General features: G+C 68.3%; 19 protein-coding genes and 1 pseudogene. 13 read left to right on the plus strand and 7 right to left on the minus strand.

Annotated features, from left to right (window positions below; genetic code table 11):
• Positions 1-339: 339 nt before the first annotated feature.
• The 3 genes and pseudogenes from FHX68_RS00615 to FHX68_RS00625 all read right to left on the minus strand — a co-directional run bounded on the left by FHX68_RS00615 (position 340) and on the right by FHX68_RS00625 (position 3339).
• Entirely contained in the window at positions 340-828 is a 489-nt protein-coding gene (locus FHX68_RS00615; protein WP_141381618.1) for a hypothetical protein, read from the minus strand.
• A gap of 1363 nt (positions 829-2191) precedes the next feature.
• Positions 2192-2659 (minus strand): annotated as a pseudogene (locus FHX68_RS00620) (P-loop NTPase family protein); the annotation flags it as partial.
• A 104-nt stretch (positions 2660-2763) separates the two neighbouring features.
• Positions 2764-3339 (minus strand): TetR/AcrR family transcriptional regulator, encoded by a 576-nt coding sequence (locus FHX68_RS00625; protein WP_141380949.1) that lies wholly within the window; start codon positions 3337-3339, stop codon positions 2764-2766.
• Positions 3340-3423: 84 nt separating this feature from the next.
• Here FHX68_RS00625 and FHX68_RS00630 point away from each other — a divergent pair, with 84 nt between their 5' ends.
• A complete protein-coding gene (locus tag FHX68_RS00630) occupies positions 3424-3810 on the plus strand; it encodes a DUF1304 domain-containing protein (RefSeq protein WP_141380948.1) in 387 nt (128 codons plus the stop codon).
• Positions 3811-3857: 47 nt separating this feature from the next.
• Complete coding sequence (locus FHX68_RS00635) at positions 3858-4835, plus strand: zinc-binding dehydrogenase (protein ID WP_141380947.1); 978 nt, start codon at positions 3858-3860, stop codon at positions 4833-4835.
• A 7-nt stretch (positions 4836-4842) separates the two neighbouring features.
• Here the strand turns inward: FHX68_RS00635 and FHX68_RS00640 are convergent, their stop codons facing one another.
• The 4 genes from FHX68_RS00640 to FHX68_RS00655 all read right to left on the minus strand — a co-directional run bounded on the left by FHX68_RS00640 (position 4843) and on the right by FHX68_RS00655 (position 9553).
• Entirely contained in the window at positions 4843-5235 is a 393-nt protein-coding gene (locus FHX68_RS00640) for an HsmA family protein (protein WP_141380946.1), read from the minus strand.
• A 156-nt stretch (positions 5236-5391) separates the two neighbouring features.
• On the minus strand, positions 5392-6750 hold the full coding sequence (locus FHX68_RS00645; RefSeq protein ID WP_174799164.1) for a pyridoxal phosphate-dependent decarboxylase family protein: 1359 nt from the start codon (positions 6748-6750) through the stop codon (positions 5392-5394).
• A 20-nt stretch (positions 6751-6770) separates the two neighbouring features.
• Positions 6771-8510, minus strand: coding sequence for an amidase (locus FHX68_RS00650; protein ID WP_141380944.1), 1740 nt, complete (start codon positions 8508-8510; stop codon positions 6771-6773).
• Entirely contained in the window at positions 8507-9553 is a 1047-nt protein-coding gene (locus FHX68_RS00655; protein ID WP_141380943.1) for an agmatine deiminase family protein, read from the minus strand. Before FHX68_RS00655 ends, FHX68_RS00650 begins: the two co-directional genes overlap by 4 nt.
• An 88-nt stretch (positions 9554-9641) precedes the next feature.
• Here FHX68_RS00655 and FHX68_RS00660 point away from each other — a divergent pair, with 88 nt between their 5' ends.
• From FHX68_RS00660 to FHX68_RS00710, 11 genes are all read left to right on the plus strand, one after another.
• On the plus strand, positions 9642-10265 hold the full coding sequence (locus tag FHX68_RS00660) for a TetR/AcrR family transcriptional regulator (RefSeq protein ID WP_141380942.1): 624 nt from the start codon (positions 9642-9644) through the stop codon (positions 10263-10265).
• A gap of 353 nt (positions 10266-10618) precedes the next feature.
• Positions 10619-13336 (plus strand): bifunctional acetaldehyde-CoA/alcohol dehydrogenase, encoded by a 2718-nt coding sequence (gene adhE / locus FHX68_RS00665; RefSeq protein WP_141380941.1) that lies wholly within the window; start codon positions 10619-10621, stop codon positions 13334-13336.
• A 136-nt stretch (positions 13337-13472) separates the two neighbouring features.
• Positions 13473-13988 (plus strand): DUF1905 domain-containing protein, encoded by a 516-nt coding sequence (locus FHX68_RS16225; protein ID WP_141380940.1) that lies wholly within the window; start codon positions 13473-13475, stop codon positions 13986-13988.
• The gene (locus FHX68_RS00675) at positions 13985-14671 is read left to right on the plus strand and encodes a PilW family protein (RefSeq protein ID WP_141380939.1); all 687 of its coding nucleotides are present in this window, start codon (positions 13985-13987) and stop codon (positions 14669-14671) included. Before FHX68_RS16225 ends, FHX68_RS00675 begins: the two co-directional genes overlap by 4 nt.
• Positions 14671-16128 carry a hypothetical protein gene (locus FHX68_RS00680; protein ID WP_141380938.1) on the plus strand — a complete coding sequence of 486 codons (1458 nt, stop codon included), beginning with the start codon at positions 14671-14673 and terminating at the stop codon, positions 16126-16128. Before FHX68_RS00675 ends, FHX68_RS00680 begins: the two co-directional genes overlap by 1 nt.
• Entirely contained in the window at positions 16125-16940 is an 816-nt protein-coding gene (locus FHX68_RS00685) for a prepilin peptidase (RefSeq protein ID WP_141380937.1), read from the plus strand. The genes FHX68_RS00680 and FHX68_RS00685 overlap by 4 nt, the downstream gene beginning before the upstream one ends.
• A gap of 36 nt (positions 16941-16976) precedes the next feature.
• Positions 16977-17795: a pilus assembly protein PilM gene (gene pilM / locus FHX68_RS00690; protein ID WP_141380936.1), complete on the plus strand. Its 819-nt coding sequence runs from the start codon at positions 16977-16979 to the stop codon at positions 17793-17795.
• Positions 17792-18631 (plus strand): hypothetical protein, encoded by an 840-nt coding sequence (locus tag FHX68_RS00695; RefSeq protein ID WP_141380935.1) that lies wholly within the window; start codon positions 17792-17794, stop codon positions 18629-18631. Before pilM ends, FHX68_RS00695 begins: the two co-directional genes overlap by 4 nt.
• Positions 18632-18633: 2 nt before the next feature.
• Positions 18634-19200, plus strand: coding sequence for a type IV pilus inner membrane component PilO (locus FHX68_RS00700; RefSeq protein WP_141380934.1), 567 nt, complete (start codon positions 18634-18636; stop codon positions 19198-19200).
• Positions 19201-19270: 70 nt separating this feature from the next.
• Positions 19271-20281, plus strand: coding sequence for a YihY/virulence factor BrkB family protein (locus tag FHX68_RS00705; RefSeq protein WP_141380933.1), 1011 nt, complete (start codon positions 19271-19273; stop codon positions 20279-20281).
• A gap of 156 nt (positions 20282-20437) precedes the next feature.
• Positions 20438-23014 (plus strand): glycogen/starch/alpha-glucan phosphorylase, encoded by a 2577-nt coding sequence (locus FHX68_RS00710; protein ID WP_141380932.1) that lies wholly within the window; start codon positions 20438-20440, stop codon positions 23012-23014.
• Positions 23015-23027 lie beyond the last annotated feature (13 nt).

Genomic DNA, 23027 nt, shown 5'->3' on the forward strand with positions numbered 1-23027 from the left:
GAGACCTCGACCCCTACCCGGCCACCGACGCGCTCAACCGACTACACCCTCGTTCGTGAAGAGCCGGCAATGCACCCATCAATCGGAAACCGACGACTCGCACAGCGACCGGACCGAATGAAGGGGGCGCCCCGTGCCCGCAACCTGGTCAGTCGCCAGGCTGAGCGGCCTGGGGGCACGGTCAGCGGCGCGGCCGGCACGCTCTACGTCACGCTCGACCGAATGGTATCGGCGGTTCTGACCCATACCGTTATGGTAGATCAAAGATACGAACTGCTGTTGGTTCGGGTTCGCTAATAATAGTTATTATGTCGCATTGCCCGGCTCGGTGCACACCCATCAAGCCAGGACAGTGAGTCCGCCCGCTAGTGCGAGAACCCCTGTCACGGCCAAAACAATCCCTGTTGACGTGGGACGCCGCATGAAGAACCGTGCCAGAACCACAGCCGGTACGGCGCAACTGATCCAGGCACCCATGATCACTCCCAGGGAAATTAGGTACCAATCTGGACCGGACACTACGGCAATGAAGCTGGCGACCGCCAACAGCGCGATCGCCGATGCGGACACGGCTGTGAACAGGCTGCGCGACTCGGATATCTTGCGCCGCGCTAGCGAGAGTACCGGCAAGATGACTCCACACCCGACGACTATGAGCATGACTGTCCCCGCGGTAATGGCCTGCAGAGCGTTCCTCAGACCCACCCACACACTGCCGAATGACGACAACCAGCCGAAGTAGCCGGCCCCGAGGAGAAGACCCACACTCGCGCCGGCCAGAAGCGCTGTGAACCGCACGCGGACCTTCTCCTCGGAAACACCAGTCATGGCATCAGTAGCTCTTAGTGACGTTGATGGTCCGGTTTGCGCAACCACCCGCAAGACACCCGAAACCCTCGTTGTCATAGCGCCCAAATTGGTGCCAATTGATCATGCCCGTACCGGTGTCCCAGCCACCATAAATCTCGTGGGCTGGCGCAGGCTGTCTCCAACCGACAACCTCAAAGGTTCCGTTGCGGTACCAACGGAACATGACATTGTACTTGATGCTTCCTGCGGAGCAGAAAGGGTTGGCCACATCGTGATTCACACGAGCCTGCGCATAGGCGGTCGTGGAGCCCGCCTCCTCGATCTTGATCCCTGCGTCAGACGCCGTACGTTCCTCGATTAGGGTAGACCCCTCGTAAAGATGGGTAGTTCCGACTTCTTTCACCCACACAACGTCGTAGGGGGACGGGTTATCCCAGTTGATATTGAGAAAAACGGCAGTGCGTGACGAGGTGTCATCCCATGGAGCGTTGTACGGCGGCGTTTTGAACCCTCGATCGTCGCCACCGAAGGAGCGATTGGAAGTCCCTTGCTGGCCGCATCCCCACGTTGTCCAGAAGTCCATGAAGACGCGCGAATCTGGAATGAAGGTGCGGTAGATGGCCTGCGAGTTGTAGGTCTGTGTCGTCAATAAGGTCGCGTCGCGCGCACCGAACCCGTTCGACGTGGTCGTAACGGGCAGTGTCTTACTCGTCACGAGTCCGTCATCCTGGATCGAGTCGATTTGGTATTCGTGGACCGATCCTCCTGCCAAGCCTGCATCTGCGAAATATGGCCGCGATAGCGACGCAACTTGTGCCCCGTCTCGGTACACGATGTGCTTCGCCGCGTCAGAGTCCCACGCAATCGCGAAGGCAGAAGATGTCACAGCAGAGATCGATGATATTCTCATCGACTCTGTGTCTATGGATTCTGTGGGCGTGACGCCGGACGTCACCAGGTCCTCGCCGCTCTCGGTGAACTCGGTGGCCACAAGTTCGGCGGGAACAATACCGTCATACTCTTTCGCAGCCTGGAGTTTCTCCGGATCGACGGCTTCTTCTTGTAGCCTCATCGAACTCGTGTCCAGCGCCGGGGCTGCCAACGCTGTGATGAGGGCCGTATCACCGTCTACAAGTTGGACGTACTGGATCGATTCCCCCGAGGTGAGCGCTTCCGTGACGTCGGCGACAACCACGCCACGCTGATCAGTCACGAGGCCTCCGACGAGATCGAACTCAAGCGCTGATGCTCCCGAGCTGCGAACTTCGCTGGCCACCGATGCTCCGGCCGGCGCCACTCCAAGCGCGCAGCTGGGGAGGGAATGCTGTGCGGAGTTCGAGGAGGCGGGCGTGCTCGTTCCTGACCTGTCGGCGGCGATTGAACATTCCGGGCAGGCCCCTTCGACGGTGTTCGCGGAGAAGTCCTCCGCATACAACATCGGCTGCCCGTCCGGGTAGTCCCCGGCTCTGGAGTACAGCATCCGTATCAAGCTCGACAACGTGGTGATGCTGCCCACGGTCGATCGGGCGTTGCCACCACCGCGCTGCTGCTGCAGCGCGACCGCAGGCGGCATCCCCGTGATCGAGTCGACATCGGGCACTCCCGCCTGATCGATCAGACGGCGGGCGTACGGTGCCACCGATTCGAGATAGCGTCGCTGGGACTCGGCATACAGCGTCCCGAACGCCAGCGAGGACTTTCCCGAGCCGGACACTCCGGTGAACACGACCGTCGCATCGCGCGGCACCGAGAGGTCGACATCCTGCAGATTGTGTTCGCGGGCGCCGAGAACGCGAACGTCGGGCTGCACGGAGAGCGTCGGCCGCACGATCCCAGAGGTTTCACGCATGCTCGAATGTTAGTGGCCGAGGACAGAACAGTCGGACGTGGTGAGCCCGCGGGGGAGGGTCAGCGAGTACCGACCGAAGCCACGGTGCCGAGAAGGTCCACCACTCAACTCAGCAGCGTGAGCGCATTGTCGAGGAGTTCGCACGCGCCGTCGGCGTCGACGCGCACCAGGGTCATCGCGGCGACGATGTGCGCCGTGCAGGCTGTAGCGAGGGCTGCGACGGATGCCGCGTCGAGGTCGGGCCGGGCGGCCTCAACCCCCCGCTGCATCGCGGCGGCGAGCTCTTCCCGATAGTCGCGGATGACCTCGCGGAGCCCCGCATCGGTCCCCACGGGCGCCGTGGCCGCATTCAGCAGCAAGCAGCCGTGTGCAGCGAGCGGCAGCGTCGGTTCCGCCATCACGCGACGAAGACCCCGCACGTACTCGGCGAGCGCGTCGGATGCCACGGCATCCGCGCGCAGCGGAGCGAGGCGCGGCCGGACGACCTGCTCGAGATAAGCCGATACGGCCGCGTCGAACAGGCCGCGCTTGCTGCCGAAAGCGTGGTAGATGCTCGAGCGACTCAACCCCGTCGCCTCTTCGAGATCGGGGACGGCTGTTCCATCGAACCCCTGGCCCCAGAACACGCCGAGCGCCGAACGGGTCGCGTCCGACTCGTCAAACGTGCGCGTGCGCCCCACCGGTGCCTCCGTTTGCGTAATGACCGTTCCAATATATATTGGATCGGTCGGTACATTAACCGGCATCCACATCGAGGAGCACCCATGATCGTCGCCGGACTCGTCTTCGCCGCGCTCGCCGCCCTGCTGCACGTCTACATCTTCTGGATGGAGTCGCTCGCCTGGGACGGACCTCAGGCGCGGAAGACGTTCGGCGTTCCCACCTCCGAGCGCGAGGCGACGCGCGCCTTCGCGTTCAACCAGGGGTTCTACAACCTGTTCCTCGCGATCGCGACGCTCCTCGGCATCGTCGTGACGGCCACGGGCGCGGCCGCGGTCGGCCTGACGCTCGTGCTCACGGGGACGGGGTCGATGCTCGCCGCCGCGCTCGTGCTCCTGCTCAGCTCTCCCGACAAGCGTCGCGCGGCCGTGACGCAGGGCTTCCTGCCGCTCCTCGCCGTCGTTGCGACCGTCATCGGCCTGCTCGTCTGAGCCGGCCGCGCCCCCACTCCTCGCTCCTCAGCAGAAAGAAGTCACGCATGCGCGCGCTCGTCCACGACACCTTCGGTGACCCCTCCGATGTCCTCCACCTCGCGGATGTCGAGACGCCGGAACCTGGGCCGGGACAGGTGCGTGTGCGCACCCTGCTCAGCCCTATCCACAATCACGATCTGTGGACGATCCGCGGCACCTACGGGTACAAGCCCGAGCTTCCGGCGCGCTCCGGGACGGAGGCGCTCGGCGTCGTGGATGCCGTGGGCGAGGGTGTCACGACGCTGCTGCCCGGGCAGCGCGTCGTCACCGGAGGCACCTTCGGAGTGTGGGCCGAGTACTTCGTGGCTCCCGCCGCCGCGCTCATCCCGGTGCCCGACGGTATCGCCGACGAGGCCGCTGCGCAGCTCGTGTCCATGCCGTTCAGCGCCCTGAGCTTGCTCGAATACCTGGCCGTGGAGCCGGGCCAGTGGATCGTGCAGAACACCGCCAATGGCGCCGTCGGTCGTCTCGTCGCGCAGTTGGCCGAGGCTCGCGGCGTCCACGTGCTCGGCCTCGTTCGTCGTGCCGAAGGCGTCGCAGAGCTCGCCGCGGCGGGCATCGAAAGCGTCGTCGCGACCGACCGGGAGGGCTGGCGCGAGCGCGCCCTCGAGATCACGGATGGCGCGCCAATCGTCGCGGGCGTCGACTCGGTGGGTGGCGCGGCGAGCGGGGACGTGCTGTCGCTCCTCGCCGAGAACGGCACGCTCGTCGTCTTCGGCGCGATGGCGTCGCCGACGATGGAGCTCTCATCCGGCGACATCATCTTCCGGCAAATCGCGGTGAAGGGATTCTGGGGGAGCAAGGTGAGCGCGGCGATGGAGCCCGCGCGACGGGCCGCGCTCATCGGCGAGATCATCACGCGCGTCGCGGAGGGATCGCTCTCACTGCCGGTGTCGGCCGTGCACGCATTCGACGACGCGGCATCCGCCGCGCGCGAGAACTTCACGCCCGGCCGCATCGGCAAGGTGCTCCTGCGTCCCTGACGCCGGATCAGCCGGCCATCGCGCTGGCCGCGCCCGCGATGTACGGGACGAGCCAGATCGCCCACACGACGATGCTGAAGCGGTGGAAGGCGGTCTTCTCACTCTCGCGACCTCGCAGCAGGACGACCACCGCCCACAGCAGATGGACGGCCATCAGCGCGATCGCCGCGGTGCCCGACCACGCCATGATCGCGCCGGCGGCGTTCTGTGCGATTCCGTCCGCCCGCTCGTCAGCGGCGATGCGCGTCATGAGGATCGTGCCGGTCAGGTCGCACGCGAGCCCGAGGGCGAACATCGCGGCGTGCCACCACGTCAAGGTGCGCTGGATGCGCTCGGCCCAGACGCCGATGCTGTAGAAGATCAGCGCAGCGGTGATGATGACGATGGCGAGAGCGAGCATGGCGCCGAGTATAGCGAAGCTTCAGTAATGCTGAAGGATGGCGCCCGAGTGCGGCGTCAGCGAGAAAGGGCGGCACCCAGCGCAGGTGCTGCGCGCGGCCGAGCGGATGGCGCGGCTCGGCGCCGTGGCATCCCATGCGGCCGGAGTGCAGTCCGCTCAGGGCATGGTCGCGAGGATTCCGATGAGGTCCTCGTACGTCGTGCGGGGGTTGAGGATCGCGAAGCGCGCGTTCGTGCGGCCGGCGTGGCTCGAGGGCGTCACGAACGCGTGCTGCTCGTCGAGCAGTCGCGCCGACCAGCGGTCGTAATCTGCCTTCTGCCAGCCGACGCGCTCGAACACGACGACGCCGAGTTGCGGGCGCCGCACGAGGACGAACTCGTCGCGGCGCTCGATCTCGTCGGCGATCTGCTGCGCGAGGTCGACGGCGCCCGTGATCGCCTCGCGATAGACGGCGGCGCCGTAGGTCGCGAGGGAGAACCAGAGGGGCAGGCCGCGCGGGCGGCGCGTGAGGTGCGCGGCGAAGTCGGACGGGCTCCAGTCACTGGTCTCGGTGAGCGTGTCGAGGTATTCGGCGTGCTGCGTGTGCGCGCGGCGGCCGAGATCGGGGTCGCGGTAGATGAGCGCGCACGCGTCGAACGGCGCGAACAGCCACTTGTGCGGGTCGACGACGAGCGAGTCGGCGCGTTCGACCCCTGCGAAGCGGTGCCGTGAAGCGGGGGAGAGCATGGCGGCGAGGCCATAGGCGCCGTCGACATGGAGCCACGCGCCGCTGCCCGCCACGGCGTCGGCGATCGACGCGATGTCGTCGACGATGCCGAAGTTGGTGGAGCCCGCGGTGGCGACGACGGCGAACACGCTGTCGCCGTGCTCGTCGAGAGCCGCCCGCACGGCGTCGCCGCGGAGGGTGCCGTCGTCGCCGACGGGCACACCGACGACCTCGACGTCCATGACGCGGGCCGCCGACGCGATCGACGAGTGCGCCTCGACGCTGCAGACGACCCGCCAGCGGTCCGGCCGCGCGGCGCCGGCGGCCTCGAGCCGGTCGCGCGCGGCCTCGCGGGCGGCAACGAGCGCCGAGAGGTTCCCGAGCGTCCCGCCCTGCACGAACACGCCACCGGCGCCGGCCGGCAGTCCGAACTCGGCGGCGAGCCAGCGCAGCACCTCGTTCTCGGCGTGCACGGCGCCGGCGCCCTCGAGCCACGAGCCGCCGTAGAGCGCGCTCGCCGACACGACGAGGTCGAACGCCGCTGCGGCCTTCGTGGGCGCGCTGGGGATGAACGACAGGTAGCGCGGATCGTCGGTCGTGATGCAGGCGGGCGCGAGGACGTGCTCGAAGATGCCGAGCGCCTTCGTGGCGCCGATGCCGCGCTCGTCGATCGTGCGTCCCGCGAGGCGGGTGAGCTCCGCCGGTGGCAGCGGCTTGTCGAGCGGTGTGTCCTCCGAGAGCAGTCGCGCACGCGAGTAGTCGAGGACGAGGTCCACGATCGCGCGGGTCTCGTCGGTGACGTCGTGCATGCGCGTGTCGTTCGGACGGGTCACCGTTCGTCTCCTTCGGGGATCGTGGAGGTCGTGGTCCCGCCGCCCAGCGCGGGCGTTCGCGGCGGGGGCTGTCGGCGCACGCCGAGCGCCTCGAACGCGGCACCCAGCGCGAGCAGAGCGGTGTCGTCGTAGGCGCGCCCCGCGAAGGTGAGGCCGACGGGCATCCGCGTGTCAGTCATCATGCCGAGCGGCACGGTTACGGTCGGGATGCCGAGGTGACGGATCGCGAGGTTGCCGTTCGCGACCCACACGCCGTTGCGCCAGCCGCGCTGAGCGGCACGCTCATCGACATCCATCGACGCCTCGCCGACGTCGGCGACCGCGGGGAACACGACGGCGTCGAGGCCGAGATCGTCCATCCAGGTCTCGAGGTCGATGCGGCGGGTCTCCTCAAGTGCGCGGAGGCCCTCGGCGAGTTCGGGCATCGTGCGCCACGGATCGGCGCCAGGGTGTGCGCGCACCCACGCGGGATAGTCGGCGATGTCGTCCTCAAAGCCCGTATAGCGGTCGGGGAGCGCGCCCTCGGGCTGCGGGAAGATGCCCGCGCCGTCGACGTCGGCGAGGGTGTGAAGGTCGGGGTCGCCGTTCGCCGCGAGGAAGTCCTCCCACGCCCACGCCGAGAGGTCCACGATCTCGCGCCGCAGATACTCGCGCGAGACGAGGCCGCGGGTTGCGAGCGTGGGCGTGTTCGGGCGGTCGCCCTCGTAGTTCGACACGACCGGGAAGTCGACCTCGACGACCTCGGCGCCCGCGGTTTCGAGGTCGTCGCGAGCCTGTGCCCACAGCGCGACGATGCTCGCCCGCGTGCGGATGCGTCGGCCGGTAGGTCCGCCGATGCCGACGCCGTCCGGCGCGTCGTCGGCGTTGATGTACATCCGTGGGATGCCGAGGCGCAGGCCACGCACGCTTGCCTCGCCCGCGAGCGCGGGATACGACGCAGGTCGCTCGGCGGCGGCCTCCGGCAGCGCGACCCAGGGCTGCGCACGCCAGAAGTCGCCGCGGGTCTGTGCGTCGGGCGCGACGATCACGTCGAGCACTTCGAGCAGGTCGGCCATCGTCCGCGTGTGCGGCACGACGACGTCCATCGTCGGCACGAGGGGCCAGTTGCCGCGCGTCGAGATCACACCGCGCGAGGGTGTGTAGGCGCACAGGGCGCTGTTCGAGGCAGGGCCGCGTCCGCTCGACCACGTCTCCTCGCCGAGGCCGAACGCTGCGAAGCTCGCCGAAGTGGCGGTGCCCGAGCCGTTCGACGACCCTGATCCGAAGGGTGCGGCGAGGTAGTCCGCGTTGTACGGGCTCTCGGCGCGGCCGTAGACACCGCGCTGCATGCCGCCGTTCGCCATCGGGGGCATGTTCGTGAGCCCGAGGCAGATAGCGCCGCCGGCGCGCAGCCGTTCGATCGTGAACGCGTCGCGCTGCGCGACGAGATCGGCGAACGCGGGGGAGCCCGCCGCCGCCGTGAGGCCGCGGACGAGGTAGGAGTTCTTCGCCGTGTAGGGGATGCCGTCCAGCGGCCCGCGCACGCGACCGCCGGCGCGCCGCGCGTCGGATGCTTCGGCCTCCGCGAGCGCGTCAGGATTGCGCACGACGACGGCGTTCAGCGCAGTGACGGTGCCCGGCGCGTCGTAGGCGTCGATGCGGGCGAGGTAGGCGCGGACGAGGTCGACCGCGGTCGTGCGTCCGCTCTCGAGCGCGTCGCGCAGGTCGGCGATCGTGGCCTCGACGACGTCGATCATCGTGCGTCCCCCGCGGTGAGGAGGCGGTGCTGCTGCTGGGTGATGCAATGGATGCCGCCGCCGCGCGCGAAGATCGGTCGTGCGTCGACGGTCACGACCTCGCGGCCGGGGTAGGCGCCGGCGAGGATGTCGGCGGCCGCGGCATCCGCCGCAGGCTCGCCGAAACCGCAGGCGATGACGGCATCGTTCGTGACGAGGTGGTTGACGTAGCTCCAGTCGACGAAGCCCTCGTCGTCGCGGAGGGTCGTCGGGGCCGGCAGATCGATGATCTCGAGGCGGCGGCCCGCGGCATCCGTCTGCGCCGCGAGGAGCTCGCGCAGCTCGCGCGTGACCGCATGGTCGGGGTGGGCGGGGTCGCGCTGATCGTGCAGCAGCAGCCGGCCGGGGGACGCGAGCGTCGCGACGATGTCGACGTGTCCGTTCGTGCCGAACTCGTCGTAGTCGCGGGTGAGGCCGCGCGGCAGCCAGATCGCCGTCGTCGCGCCGAGCGTGCGGGCCATCTCCGCCTCGACGCGCGCGCGGTCCGCGTAGCGGTTGCGCCGCGGGTCGAGCTGCACGGTCTCGGTGAGAAGGACGGTGCCCTCGCCGTCGACGTGGATGCCACCGCCTTCGTTCACGAGCAGCGACGGCACGATCTCGGCACCGACTGCGTCCGCGATGAGCCGGGCGTGGCCGGCAGACTTCTGCCACTGCGCCCACTCGGGCGCTCCCCAGCCGTTGAAGATCCAATCCACGGCGCCGAGGCGGCCCGTCTCGTCGTCGACGACGAACGTAGGGCCGTGGTCGCGCATCCAGTACTCGTCGACGGGCGCTTCGACGATCTCGACCTCGCCGGGGAGCATGCGCCTCGCGCGGGCGACCTCGGTCGGGTCGACGAGGATCGCGACAGGTGTGCGCGCGGCAACGGCGGTCGCCACCGCCGTCCACGCGGCGTACCCCTCCTCGCGGAGCGCTGCGGTGTCGCCGAGCGTGACGCCTTCCACCGGGAAGGCCATCCAGATGCGCTCATGCGGCGCGGTTTCAGCGGGCATGCGCCAGACCATGGGATCTCCTCTGCTGCCAGTGGCAGATCGTCCGGGACCTGCGGTAGCGTATTGATCATCTGATCAACAGGTGGGAGCGTACCGAGCCATGAGCGAGACGTCAACTGCCCGTCGCGTGCGGAAGGCACCCGAGGAGCGGCGTGCGGAGCTCGCCGCCGCCGCGCGGGATATCGCGCTCGAGGAGGGGCTCGACGCCGTGACGCTCCGTGCGGTCGCGCGTCGCGTCGGCGTCGCCCCCGGACTCGTGGCGCACCACACCGACGGCATGGAGACGCTCGTCGCCGACGCCTTCGGCGCCCTCGTCAGCGCCGAGCTCGCCGAACTCACCGCCCTCATCGCCGCCGTCGACGATCCGGCCGCGCGCATCGGCGTGCTGCTGGAGACCCTCCTCGACGGGTCCCGCACCGACATCACGCTCGTCTGGGTGCAGGCGTGGGGCCTCGGCGCGCATGCCGAGACGCTCGCCGCGCGGGTGCGGAGCGAGATGGATGACTGGCAGCGCGTGCTCGCCGCCGAGGTCGGCCGAGGGATGGATGCCGGGGTCTTCGCCCCCGGCGATGCCGACGCCACCGCCTGGCATCTGCTCGCCATCATCGACGGACTCAACGCGCATTCGCTCGTCCGGTGGGGTGCGCAACCCGACCGGCGCGGGCTTGCCCAGCGTGCGGTCGCCGGCCTTCTGGGCATCGCGCCCGAGCGGCTGCGCACCTGATCGACCGCGCCCGAGTGGCTGCGGGCCGGTCGCCGCTGCTGTCCGCGTTCCCCCGTCGGGTGCAGAGCCCGCTCAGAGATGATGCGCGTCGAGCCACGCCATGAGGGCGGGGAGGGCCAGATAGGCGACGGTGCCCTGGTCGGCGCCCCGGATCAGGTGAACGCCGCGAGCGTCCGCTGCTCGACGGCGTCGCCGACGAGGCGCGCCTCGCCGACGAGCACGAACGCGGCGAGCACGGTTCTTGTGTGGTCAGACCACATGTGTCATACTGGAGGCAAGACAGGCCCGAGAGCCCTCGGACCCGGAAAGCGATGACGCGGACACCGCGTCCGCGCCGGGTAGGAGAACCCCTAATGTCCACCTCGATCGATGCTCTGGTCGAAGGCGCACAAGCCGCGCTCGCAGAGTACGCATCTTTCACCCAGGAGCAGGTCGACCACATCGTCAAGAAGGCGTCGGTCGCCGCACTGCACCATCACGGCGACCTCGCCGTCATGGCGGTCGAAGAGACCAAGCGTGGCCTCTTCGAAGACAAGGCCGTGAAGAACATGTTCGCGTGCGAGCACGTGACGAACTCGATCATCAACCAGAAGACCGTCGGCGTCATCAGCCACGACGAGATCACCGGCATCACCGAGATCGCCGACCCGGTGGGCGTCATCTGCGCGCTGACCCCGGTCACGAACCCGACCTCGACCGCGATCTTCAAGTCGCTCATCGCGCTGAAGACCCGCAACCCCATCATCTTCGGCTTCCACCCGTCGGCGCAGAACTGCTCCGTCGCCGCGGCGAAGATCGTCCGTGACGCGGCCGTCGCCGCCGGCGCCCCGGAGAACTGCATCCAGTGGATCGAGGAGCCCTCGATGGAGGCATCCGGCGCCCTCATGAACCACCCGGGTGTCGCGCTCATCCTCGCCACCGGCGGCAACGCCATGGTGCGCGCCGCCTACTCGTGCGGCAAGCCGGCCCTGGGCGTCGGCGCGGGCAACGTGCCCGCCTTCATCGAGCGCACCGCCAAGGTCGGTCGCGCCGTCAACGACATCGTGCTGTCGAAGTCGTTCGACATGGGCATGGTGTGTGCGAGCGAGCAGGCCGTCATCCTCGACGAGCCGATCGCCGAAGAGGCGCTCGCCGAGTTCGCGCGCCTGCACGCCTACCGCGCCAACGCCGACGAGAAGCGGATGCTGGAGGAGTTCATCTTCGGCGTCACCGCCGACAGTGAGAACTGCGCCGGCGCGAAGCTCAACCCCGCTGTGGTCGGCCAGAGCCCGCAGTGGATCGCCGAGCACGCCGGATTCAGCGTTCCCGAGGACACCTCGATCATCCTCGCCGACGTCACCGGCGTCGGTCCGCAGGAGCCCCTGACGCGCGAGAAGCTCGCCCCCGTCCTCGCGGTGCTGCGTGCCTCGAGCCCCGCCGAGGGCATCGATCTGGCCCGCCAGATGGTCGACTTCGACGGTCTCGGCCACTCGGGTGCCATCCACTCGAACGACCAGGACGTCATCGCCGAGTTCGGCAAGGTCGTCAAGGCCGTCCGCATCATCGAGAACAGCCCGTCGGCGCTCGGTGGCATCGGCGACATCTACAACGCCTTCATGCCGTCGCTGACCCTCGGCTGCGGCTCGTACGGTCACAACTCGGTCTCCAACAACGTCTCGGCGGTGAACCTCTTGAACGTCAAGCGCATCGGTCGTCGCAACAACAACCTGCAGTGGTTCAAGATCCCCGCGAAGACCTACTTCGAGCCGAACGCCATCCGCTACCTCAGCGACATGCGCGGTGTCGAGCGGGTCACGATCGTCACCGACGAGACGATGACCAAGCTCGGCTACGTCGACAAGATCATGGACGTGCTGAACCGCCGCGAGGACCGCGTGCAGGTGCAGCTGATCAACACGGTCAAGCCCGAGCCGAAGGTGTCCGAGGTGAAGGCGGGCGCGGAGCTGATGCGTCAGTTCCAGCCCGACACGATCATCGCGCTCGGCGGCGGCTCGCCGATGGATGCCTCGAAGGTGATGTGGCTGCTGTACGAGAACCCCGAGGTCGAGTTCTCCGACATGCGCGAGAAGTTCTTCGACGTGCGCAAGCGCGCGTTCAAGTTCCCCGAGCTCGGCAAGCTGGCGAAGCTCGTCTGCATCCCGACGACGTCGGGCACCGGCAGCGAGATGACGCCGTTCGCCGTCATCACGGATGACGAGACGGGCATGAAGTACCCGCTCGCCGACTACGCGCTGACCCCGTCGGTCGCGATCATCGACCCCGAGCTCACCCGTGTGCTGCCGGGATTCCTGGTCGCCGATGCCGGCTTCGACGCGCTGACCCACGCGACCGAGGCGTTCGTCTCGGTGTACGCGAACGACTACACCGACGGCCTGTGCCTGCACGCCATCAAGCTGATCTTCGAGAACATCGAGCGGTCGGCGAAGGCGCAGCCCGGGTCGACGGATGCCGACGACATCAAGGCCCGCGAGAAGATGCACAACGCGGCATCCATCTCGGGTATGGCGTTCGGCAACTCGTTCCTCGGGATCGTGCACGCGATGGCGCACGTCACCGGTGCGACGTACCACCTGGTGCACGGCCGCACGAACGCGGTGTACCTGCCGCACGTGATCCGCTACAACGGCCAGGTGCCGACGAAGCTGAACGCGTGGCCGAAGTACGAGCGCTACATCGCGCCCGAGCGTTTCCAGGAGATCGCGAAGCACCTGGGTCTGCCGGCCTCGACTCCCGAAGAGGGTGTGGAGAGCTACGCGCGGGCCGTCGAGGAGTTGCGCGACAAGGTCGGCATCGAGCGGTCGTTCCAGGCGCAGGGTGTCGATGAGACGACGTTCATCTCGGGTCTGCACGACCTCGCGATGGCCGCGTACGGCGACCAGTGCGCGCCGGCGAACCCGCGCATGCCGATGATCGCCGACATGGAGACCCTCATGGAGGCGGCGTACTACGGCACGTCGTTCGCCGAGGTGCGGGCCGCCCGTGCGGGCGCCGAGGTCGAGAGCGATGCCGTCACCGGCACCGTGAAGACCGCCAAGGCAGCCAAGGGCGGGCGCCGCAAGACGAACGCCTGACGAAAGCCGCCCCGCGAGGGGTGACCGTTCTGGTCACCCCGTCAGGGGTGCCGAGGGGGCCGGGGGAGCATACCCGGCCCCCTTTGGCGTGCCCGGATGCGGGATGCCTGTCGTCGGCCTGGCCTACGCTGGCCGCGTGCAGATCGAATTCGAGGGCGAGATCTTCCGGTGGGAGGCACGCGAGCAGGAGTGGATCTTTGTCGCGCTGCCGACCGAGCTCAGCGAGCAGATCCGTGAGATCCCGCGGCCGCGGCGCGGGTTCGGCTCGGTGCGGGTCGAGGCGCGCATCGGCCTGTCGAGGTGGCGGACGTCGATCTTTCCGGATGCCACGCAGGGCACCTACGTGCTGCCGCTGAAGCGCTCCGTGCGCGACGCGCACGGGATCGGCACCGGCGGCGTCGGGACGGCCGACCCCGGATGCCTCGCCGTCACCACCCCCGGCACGAAGACGCCCAACCTGATGACCTTCACCTTCGCCGACGTCGTCGTCTCGAATGGCGCCACGATCGCGTTGCCGTACGGCACCTGGAACATCTATCGCGGAGGCTCCGCCGGAGATAAGTCGACGCTGATCGGAGCGGGGATCAGCCTTCTCACCCCGGGCACGATCAGCGGAGACCGCGTCACCCTCGACCCACGGGTGGCGCGATGATGCGCCCCCGCTCCAGCCGTTCCGATGCCGGCCTGACTCTTCTCGAGCTCCTCGTCGCGATGGGTGTTTCCAGCATCCTCATCGCGCTCGTCGCCACGGTCTTCGTGACCACCTCCCGCGTGTTCACCGATGAGGAGGGCGCGACGGACAGTGCGCGCATGGCGTCGACGGCGATGAACGAGGTCACCCGCGTCGTGCGTGCCGGCACCGAACTGCCGGAGTCCGGCAAGACCGCGAACACTCCGGTGTTCGCGTACGCCGGCGCGGGGAAGATCGAGATGGCGGCATTCATCGATGCCGAGAGCTCCAAGGATCCCGCGCCCGTCAAGGTGTCGTTCGGTCGGAACTCGGCGAACGAACTCGTCGAGACGCGGTGGGCCGCAGATCGCTACCTCAAGATCTACTGGAAGTTCAGGGACTCGCCGGCTTCCGCGCGGACCATCGCGCGCTCGCTGCTGGCACCGGACAAGACCCGTCCCCTCTTCAGGTACTTCGACAAGGACGGGGCAGCGCTGACGCCGGCGGCCGGCGCGAGCCTCAGCGAGGATCAGCGTCGCAACATCGCGAGTGTGCAGATCACGATGCAGGTGCAGGCGAACGGAAGCGGCAGGACGGCGCCGGTCGCGATTCAGAACATGGTTGGTCTGCCGAACCTCGGTGTTGCGCGCGTGGAGGTCAAGTGATGTCGTCCGGTTCGGTGAAGCAGGACCCGCTCGAGACGAGCGATCGGGGAGCTGCGCTCGTGATGGTCATGGCGGTCGGAATGGTGCTGTCGATGCTCATGGCCATCCTCGTGGTCGTGTCGGTCAACGGCGCGCGCCAAGCGTCGAAGGATGCCGACTGGAACGCCGCCCTCGCCGCCGCGTATGCCGGCGTCGACGAGTACCAGTCCCGACTGTCCGCCGACACGAGCTACTACCGCTTCGGCAACTCCGCCGCGCCGTTCTCGAAGGAGAGCGGCAGCGTGTTGGTGGCGCCGAGCGGATCGAACGCCAACCCGGCGTTCGGCATCGGGGTGACCGGCACGTGGGGCGCGGTCAATGGCAGCGGCGGCCGCGCACAGTTCCGATACGAGGTCGACAACTCGACGTACGCGACCAGTGGGCGGATCCGGGTGCGCTCGACCGGCAAGGTCGGCGATGTCACACGCACCGTGACGGCCGATCTCAAGCAGCAGGGCTTCATCGACTTCCTCTCTTTCACCGACTACGAGGTGCAGGACCCCGACATCGTCGGCAAGCCGGACAAAGGCTGCTACAAGGATCCGGACACGCGGACGGTCCTCAAGTACGCGTGGGAGACGCGCACGGCCAGCGACTGCAACGAGATCACCTTCGCCTCGGGAGACGTGATCACCGGCCCCGTCCACTCGAACGACACGATCCGCACGTGCGGAACCCGGTTCGAGGGGACGGTGACGACCGCGAACACGAAGTCGCCGATCACCGTGAACGGCTCGGGATGCGCGGAGACCAAATTCGCACTGGCGGGATACCCCACGCGCAGCGACGGCGTGATCGGCATGCCCGCGACGAACTCCGAGCTCAAGAAGGAGACGCGCTCCGACTTGGAGGACAGCGACGTCCCCCGCCCGGGATGCCTGTACACCGGACCGACCCAGTTCACCTTCACCGCGAACGGGACGGTCACCATCAAGTCGCCTTTCACCAAGATGACCCGCATCGGCAATGCGGCGGCCTCGGTCGGGTCAGCGCCCGACGAGTGCGGTGACATCACCTATGTGGACGCGAAGGAAGACATCCTCGGGCTCGTCGGAAACAACGCCGTCTGGGTCTTCAACCCGCGCGACAGCTCGAAGAAGCCTCTGCTCGGAAAGAACCGCACGATCAACGCGGCGATCCTCTCGGTCGCGCACACCTTCCAGGTGCAGAACTACTCCCAGGGCGGCAAGCGCGGCGATCTCACCGTCCTGGGGGCAATCGCCCAGAAGTACCGCGGGCCCGTCGGCACCACCTCGGGGGGTTCCTTCAACAATGGCTACGTGAAGGCGTACACCTACGACGAGAGGTTCAAGTTCAAGGCGCCGCCGAAGTTCCTCAACCCCGTGACGACCACGTACGGCGTCACGACCTGGGTCGAGAGTGCGGCCGCCTTCCTGGCGAACGGTGCCGCCCGATGACCGATCCCCTGATCCCGCTCTGGGCGGGGGTGGCGCTCGCGTTCGTCTTCGGCGCCCTGATCGGCTCGTTCCTCAACGTGGTCATCTGGCGCGTGCCGCGAGGCGAGAGCATCGTGCGGCCGCGGTCGTCGTGCCCCGCCTGCGGGCACGAGATTGCATGGGATGACAACGTCCCGATCGTCTCCTGGCTGGTGTTGCGGGGCAGGTGTCGCTCGTGCGGCGCGGCGATCTCCGTGCGCTATCCGCTGGTCGAGGCGGGCACCGGACTCGCGTTCTCTCTCGTCGCGCTCGGCGCCTACGCGGGCGTCTACCCGGCTGCTCTCCTGCCCGCGCTGTTCTACCTCGCGGCGGTGGGCATCGCTCTCACATTGATCGACCTCGACCATCACCGACTTCCCAACGCGATCGTGCTGCCGAGTTACCCGATCACCGCGATCCTGCTGATCCTGGCATCCATCGTCACCGGCGAATACGACCGCCTGCTCTCCGCCGCCATCGGTGCGGCGGTGCTCTTCGCGCTGTACTGGCTGCTCGCGATCGGCTATCCGGGCGGCATGGGGTTCGGTGACGTCAAACTCGCCGGCGTCCTCGGCATGCTCCTCGGCTGGGTGGGGTGGGCGGCTCTCATCGTGGGCGGGTTCAGCGCATTCGTCCTCGGCGGCGTGGTCGGAGTGCTGCTGATGCTGGGTCGTCGGGCCACTCGCAAGTCGCGCATCCCGTTCGGTCCGTTCATGATCGCGGGCGCGTGGATCGGCGTGTTCGCCGGCGACGCCATCGCGCGCGTCTACCTCACGTCGACCGGCATCACATGATGTCCGGTCGCTCGCCGATCCCACCTCGACGACGCGATCCTCGACTTCCTGCCGCTGCGCACGATCGAGGGCGCATCGGGCGTGCAGCAGGAGGGCCTGCTCGTCGCGACGGTCCGCAGCAGTCTCGAGGGAACCGTCAACGCGATCGAACGCTCCGGGCGCTCGATCGACGCCATCGACTTCGCGGGATTCTCGCTGCTGCGGCTCATGCCCGGGCCGCAGCGCGGAACGCAGGCGATCATCAACATCGGCGCCTCGAGCACGACCGTCGTGATCTCCACCGCCGGCACTCCGCAGTTCGTCCGCATCGTCGCGAGCGGCGGCGACGACATCACGCGCAGCATCGAGCGGGCCCTCGGCGTCGGATTCGTCGAGGCTGAGAAGGACAAGATCGCGCGCGGTCTGCAGGGTGGTGCGGCCACCCCTCGCGACATCGACGCCGAGACGGTGCTGCGCGAGAACGTCGCTGGCCTCATCGACAGCATCCGAAACACCTTCAGCTTCTGGGCCACGGCGCATCCGCATGCTCCGGTGTCGAGTGTCGTGCTCACCGGCGGCGGCAGCCGCCTGGGCGGCTTGACCCTCGTCCTGTCGCGTGCGCTCGATGTGCCCACGATCTACGGCAATCCGTTCGCGCCCTTCGAGGTGAGCCCGAAGCTGCGGGACAGTGGGATTGACCAGTGGGCTCTCGAGCTCGCCGCGCCCCTCGGGCTCGCGATCGGCGCCAAGACGGCGTCGAAGCCCGGTCGCAAGGCCGCCCGCGCCGCGAAGACGGCGGAGCGCCCGGCCGCGAAGACGTCCGCCAAAGCGGAGCGCAAAGCCGCCGCGCTCAGCGCGAAGGGAGCCCGCAAGTGACCACCGAGATGACCGAGCGCCGTCAGCGTCACCGCCCCGATCCGAGCGACGTCGAACTCGACGAACCCGCGCCGACGCACACCCCGGTCTACGCCATCGCACGCGTCGACCTCGTTCCCCCGATCGTCGAAGCACGCCGCCGTCACGCCGCCACCGAGCGCAAGCTCATGGCCGGCATGCTGGCACTCCTGGTCGCGGTGGTCGCCGCGGGCCTCGCCATGGCGGCGCTGGCGATGAGCGCCGAGAGCACGCTGTCGGCGGAACGCACGCGCGCGCAGGTGCTGCTCAACGAGCAGAAGAAGTACAGCGAGGTCTCTTCGATCAAGGCGCACCTCGGGGGGTACGACGGCGCAGAACTGGCCGCGCTGTACTCGGAGGCCCGCTGGTCGCGCCTCATGACCGAACTGGATGCCGTCCTCCCCGCCGACGTGTCGCTGGCGACCGAGTCGATCACCGTCAAGGTTGTCGCCGACGATGCGGCGTCGATCGAGTCGACCGGACTCGATGCCCCCGGCGTCATCGAGATCTCCTTCACGGCCAACGCCGCGCGGTTCGACTCTCCGACGCCTCTCCTCGACGCGTTGAGCCGCCTGACGGGCTATGTCAGTGCCACCGTCGAGGCGGTCGCCTCGAACGAGTCCGGGTACCTCATCACCGGCGTCGTGCAGCTGGGTGCCGATGCGCTCGGCGGCACGGCGCGCACCGACGCCCTCGATGCCGACAAGCTCACCGCACTTCACGAGCAGTTGGAACAGGCGGCGACGACGTCGCCCACCACCGGCACGGAGACGACCGAGGCGACCGACGGTGCCGACGCGACGTCGGCGGGGGAGTGATCATGGACAAGCATCGACTGACCCTCATCGTCATCGGCATGCTCGGTGTCGCCGTGGTGCTCGGCGGGTGGCTGCTCGGCGTCCAGCCGCAGCTCGATCGCATCGACACGGCGAACGCGCAGACCGCCTCACTCCGGCAGCTCAACGACGTGCAGCAGGCGAAGAACACCGCGCTCGCCGCCGATAACAAGCGTCTCGACGAGTGGAAGGCCGCCCTCGCCGAGAACGAACGGCAGATCCCCGCCAGCCGCGCGCAGCAGGAGCTCATCAACCAGATCGATGCGGCGGCTGCCGCGTCGGGTGTCATGGTGAAAGACCTCCGCTTCGACGCCGCCGCACCCTACGTGGCGCCGGCCGGGGTGGAGGTCACGGCGCCGTCGAGCGGCGCACTGATCAGCGTGCCGATGACGCTGAGCGCCCAGGGCCCGAGGCCGCAGCTGGAAGACTTCGTCGCCCGTCTGCAGGGGTCGTTGCGCATCGTCACGATCGACTCGAGCCAGTACTCCGGAGGCGAGGACTCGTCGCTGGCTCTCTCCGGTGCGACGTGGGTGCTCATGCCCACCTCCTGACGCTCGCCGACGGGGAGGGGCGCTGTCAACCCCACGCCCCACCCCGGCGCGGTCCCCTATCCTGGCGTGCATGGACATCGGCCGCGTCATCGCCAAGGCACTCTCGCTGACCCCCGTCCGCGCGTACCTGCGCTACAGCGAGCGGCGCGGCCCGATATTCGCCGACGCCGTCACCTACCGCGCCCTGTTCTCGATCTTCGCGGGCGTCCTCCTCGGGTTCTCGGCGGCCGCGCTGTGGCTGGCCGGAAACCCGGATGCCTGGCAGGCGCTCATCGACGCCGTGAACCGCGCCGTGCCGGGCCTCGTGGGCGACGAGGGTCTCATCGAGCTCGACGCGATCCAGGCTCCTGCAGGTCTCTCTATCGCGGGGATCATCGCCACCGTCGGTCTCATCGGCGCGGCGATCGGCGCGATCGGGTCGCTTCGCACCGCGATCCGCGTGATCTGCGACGAGGCCACCGACGACGTGCCGTTCTGGCTCGTGATGCTCCGGAACCTCGCCCTCGCGATCGGCGTCGGGGGAGCGCTGCTCGTCTCGGCCGTGGCGACGATGCTCGGCACCGCGGGTCTCGGACTCGTCGCCGCCTGGTTCGGCCTCGGCGCGCACGACCCGCTGATCAGCTGGGGCAGCCGCCTCCTCGCGATCGTCCTGACGTTCCTCCTCGACGCCGTCGCGATCGTGATGGTCTTCCGCGTGCTGTCGGGCGTCAAGGCATCCGCCAAGGCCCTCTGGACGGGGTCGCTCCTCGGGGCGGTGGGTCTCACCGTGCTGCAGCAGCTGTCCGGCCTGTTCGTCGGCGGCGCGATCTCGAACCCGCTGCTGGCGACCTTCGCGAGCCTCATCGCGCTGCTCCTGTGGATCAACCTGTCGTCGCAGGTGATCCTCCTCGCCTGCTCCTACATCTACACGCTCGTGCGCGAAGACGCCGACCGCGTGCGCGAGCGCTACGGCGCGAAGACCTTCGCCGAGCGCCGCGTGCAGCAGGCCGAGAACTCCGTGGCCACCGCCTCGACCGAGCTGAACAAGGCCCGCACGGCGCTCGCCGAAGAGCGGGATGCCTCGAACGCGGCCGCGCACTGACGTCGACGGCGGCGGCGGCGCACCGACGCCGAGCGCAGCCCACAGTGGCGCCCACCGCGGCCGCACGTTGAAGCGCGGTGACGCCCATGTAAATTCTCGAGTTCTCCCGGCTGGGTACGGTCACATCGTCGGCCGCCAGTGTGTACCTTCGTTTACGTGACAACATCCGACAGCTCACCCACCGCCGGCGAGACGCCCGAAACCCACGCCGAGACCTCGGCGGCCACCGAGACCGCCGACACCACCGCGGTCCCGCACCCGCTCGGCGCCTCGCACCCGCTCGCCCTCGCTCCGGTCACCGGGCCCGCGAGCTCGGTCGACGGATTCGTTCGGCAGTTCCTGCGGAACCTCAACCACGAGCGTGGCGTCGCCCTCTCGGCATCCAACGACGCCGACCGCTACTTCGCGTTCGCGCTCACCGTGCGCGACTACCTCATGGCGCGGTGGCTCGAAGACCTCCGCCGCCAGCGCGAGAAGCCGTCCAAGGGCGTCGCGTACCTGTCCGCCGAATACCTGCTCGGCCGCCAGCTCGATAACAACCTCCTCGCCTCCGGCCTCACCGACATCGCCACCGAGGCGATGGCCGCGTGCGGCATCGACATCGACGAACTGCGCGCGCAGGAGGTCGAACCCGGCCTCGGCAACGGCGGCCTCGGCCGCCTCGCGGCGTGCTTCATCGACTCGCTCGCGACGCTCGCTGTGCCCAACACCGGTTACGGCATCCGCTACGAGTACGGCATCTTCCGGCAGACCTTCGAGGGCGGCCAGCAGGTGGAGCAGCCGGATGCCTGGTTGACGCTCGGCTCGCCGTGGGAGTTCCCGCACCCCGAGGCATCCCGCCGCATCTCCTTCGGCGGTCACACCGAGACCTACGACGACGAGGGCACACCGCGCTCGCGCTGGGTGCCGGGCTGGCACGTGCAGGCGGTGCCCTACAACTACTTGGTGCCCGGCTACCTCAACGGATGGGTCAACACGCTGCGCCTCTGGAGCGCGAAGGCGACCGACTCGTTCGACCTGCGCGTGTTCAACTCCGGCGATTACGAAGAGGCCGTCCGCGCCCAGACCTACGCCGAGAACATCTCCAAGGTGCTCTACCCCGAAGACTCCACCCCGCAGGGCAAGGAACTGCGGCTGCAGCAGCAGTACTTCTTCGCCGCGGCATCTATCGGCGACTTCCTCGAGCAGCTGCCCGACGACTTCGACCTCACGACCCTGCCCGACCGCATCATCTTCCAGCTGAACGACACGCACCCGGTGATCGGCGTGCCCGAGCTCATGCGCGTGCTCGTCGACGAGAAGAAGCTCGAGTGGGATGCCGCGTGGGCGATCACCCAGAAGTGCTTCGCCTACACGTGCCACACGCTGCTGCCCGAGGCCCTCGAGGTGTGGTCGGTCGACCTGCTCGGGCGCCTGCTGCCGCGCCAACTCGAGATCATCTACCGCATCAACGAGGAGTTCCTCGACGAGGTGCGCGAGCGCTACGGCGACGACGAGATGCGCATCCGCAACATGTCGATCATCAGCGAGTTCCCCGACCGCTCGGTGCGCATGGCCTACCTCGCGACCGTCGCGAGCTCGAAGGTCAACGGCGTCGCCAAGCTGCACTCGCAGCTGCTGCGCGAGAAGGTGCTGCCCGACTTCAACGAGTTCTACCCGGGCAAGTTCACGAACGTGACGAACGGCGTCACGCCGCGGCGGTTCATCCGGCTCGCGAACCCGGGGCTGTCCGACCTCATCACCGAGGCCATCGGCACCGGCTGGTTGACCGACCTCGAGCGGCTCCGCGAGCTCGAGACGTACGCCGAGAACCCCGACTTCCGCGCGGCGTTCGCCGAGGTGAAGGCGGCGAACAAGCGCCGCCTCGACCGGGTGATGCGCGACCGTGACGGCTTCGAGATCAGCGACGGGCACCTGCTCGACGCCATGGTCAAGCGGCTGCACGAGTACAAGCGGCAGATGCTCAAGGTGCTCCACATCGTCACCGAGTACGAGCGGGTCGTGTCGGGGCGGGTCGCCGCGTCGGACATCCAGCCGCGCACGTTCATCTTCGGGGCGAAGGCCGCGCCCGGCTACGTGATGGCCAAGCGCATCATCCACCTGATCAACGCCGTCGGCGAGGTCGTCAACGCCGACCCGCGCGTCGAGGGTCGCCTGAAGGTTCTGTTCACGCCGAACTACAACGTGACCCTCGCCGAGCGGGTGATCCCCGCGGCCGACCTGTCGGAGCAGATCTCGCTGGCCGGCAAAGAGGCATCCGGCACCGGCAACATGAAGTTCGCGCTCAACGGCGCGCTGACGATCGGCACCGACGACGGCGCGAACGTCGAGATCCGCGAGCTCGTCGGCGACGAGAACTTCTTCCTGTTCGGCATGAGCGAGCCCGAGGTCGAGGCGCTGTGGGCGCGCGGGTACAAGCCCGCGGAGTTCTACCAGGCCGATGAGAACCTGCGCCGCGCGATCGACCTGATCGCGTCGGGGGCGTTCTCGGGTGGCGACAAGAGCGTGTTCGAGCCGATCGTGTCGAACCTGCTCTACGACGACCGGTTCATGGTGCTGGCCGACTACTCGTCGTACATCGCCGAGCAGGCCAAGGTCGACGCCGCCTATGCGGACCAGGATGCCTGGACGCACGCCGCGATCCTCAACGTCGCCCGCTGCGGGTTCTTCTCCTCCGACCGGTCGATACGCGACTACATCGCCCGCATCTGGCACACCCCACCCGTGCTCTGAGGTCTCTCGGCGA

The sequence above is a fragment of the Microbacterium lacticum genome (assembly GCF_006716815.1).
Taxonomy (GTDB): domain Bacteria; phylum Actinomycetota; class Actinomycetes; order Actinomycetales; family Microbacteriaceae; genus Microbacterium; species Microbacterium lacticum.

Bases quoted from the DNA above. Each gene is read 5' to 3' on its own strand.
- FHX68_RS00660 (WP_141380942.1), top strand. From the start codon at position 9,642: ATGAGCGAGACGTCAACTGCCCGTCGCGTGCGGAAGGCACCCGAGGAG.
- FHX68_RS00650 (WP_141380944.1), bottom strand. From the start codon at position 8,510: ATGATCGACGTCGTCGAGGCCACGATCGCCGACCTGCGCGACGCGCTC.
- FHX68_RS00640 (WP_141380946.1), bottom strand. From the start codon at position 5,235: ATGCTCGCTCTCGCCATCGTCATCATCACCGCTGCGCTGATCTTCTAC.
- FHX68_RS00675 (WP_141380939.1), top strand. From the start codon at position 13,985: ATGATGCGCCCCCGCTCCAGCCGTTCCGATGCCGGCCTGACTCTTCTC.
- FHX68_RS00630 (WP_141380948.1), top strand. From the start codon at position 3,424: ATGATCGTCGCCGGACTCGTCTTCGCCGCGCTCGCCGCCCTGCTGCAC.
- FHX68_RS00615 (WP_141381618.1), bottom strand. From the start codon at position 828: ATGACTGGTGTTTCCGAGGAGAAGGTCCGCGTGCGGTTCACAGCGCTT.
- FHX68_RS00705 (WP_141380933.1), top strand. From the start codon at position 19,271: ATGGACATCGGCCGCGTCATCGCCAAGGCACTCTCGCTGACCCCCGTC.
- FHX68_RS00645 (WP_174799164.1), bottom strand. From the start codon at position 6,750: ATGCACGACGTCACCGACGAGACCCGCGCGATCGTGGACCTCGTCCTC.
- adhE (WP_141380941.1), top strand. From the start codon at position 10,619: ATGTCCACCTCGATCGATGCTCTGGTCGAAGGCGCACAAGCCGCGCTC.
- FHX68_RS00685 (WP_141380937.1), top strand. From the start codon at position 16,125: ATGACCGATCCCCTGATCCCGCTCTGGGCGGGGGTGGCGCTCGCGTTC.
- FHX68_RS00680 (WP_141380938.1), top strand. From the start codon at position 14,671: ATGTCGTCCGGTTCGGTGAAGCAGGACCCGCTCGAGACGAGCGATCGG.
- FHX68_RS00655 (WP_141380943.1), bottom strand. From the start codon at position 9,553: ATGGTCTGGCGCATGCCCGCTGAAACCGCGCCGCATGAGCGCATCTGG.
- FHX68_RS00700 (WP_141380934.1), top strand. From the start codon at position 18,634: ATGGACAAGCATCGACTGACCCTCATCGTCATCGGCATGCTCGGTGTC.
- FHX68_RS00635 (WP_141380947.1), top strand. From the start codon at position 3,858: ATGCGCGCGCTCGTCCACGACACCTTCGGTGACCCCTCCGATGTCCTC.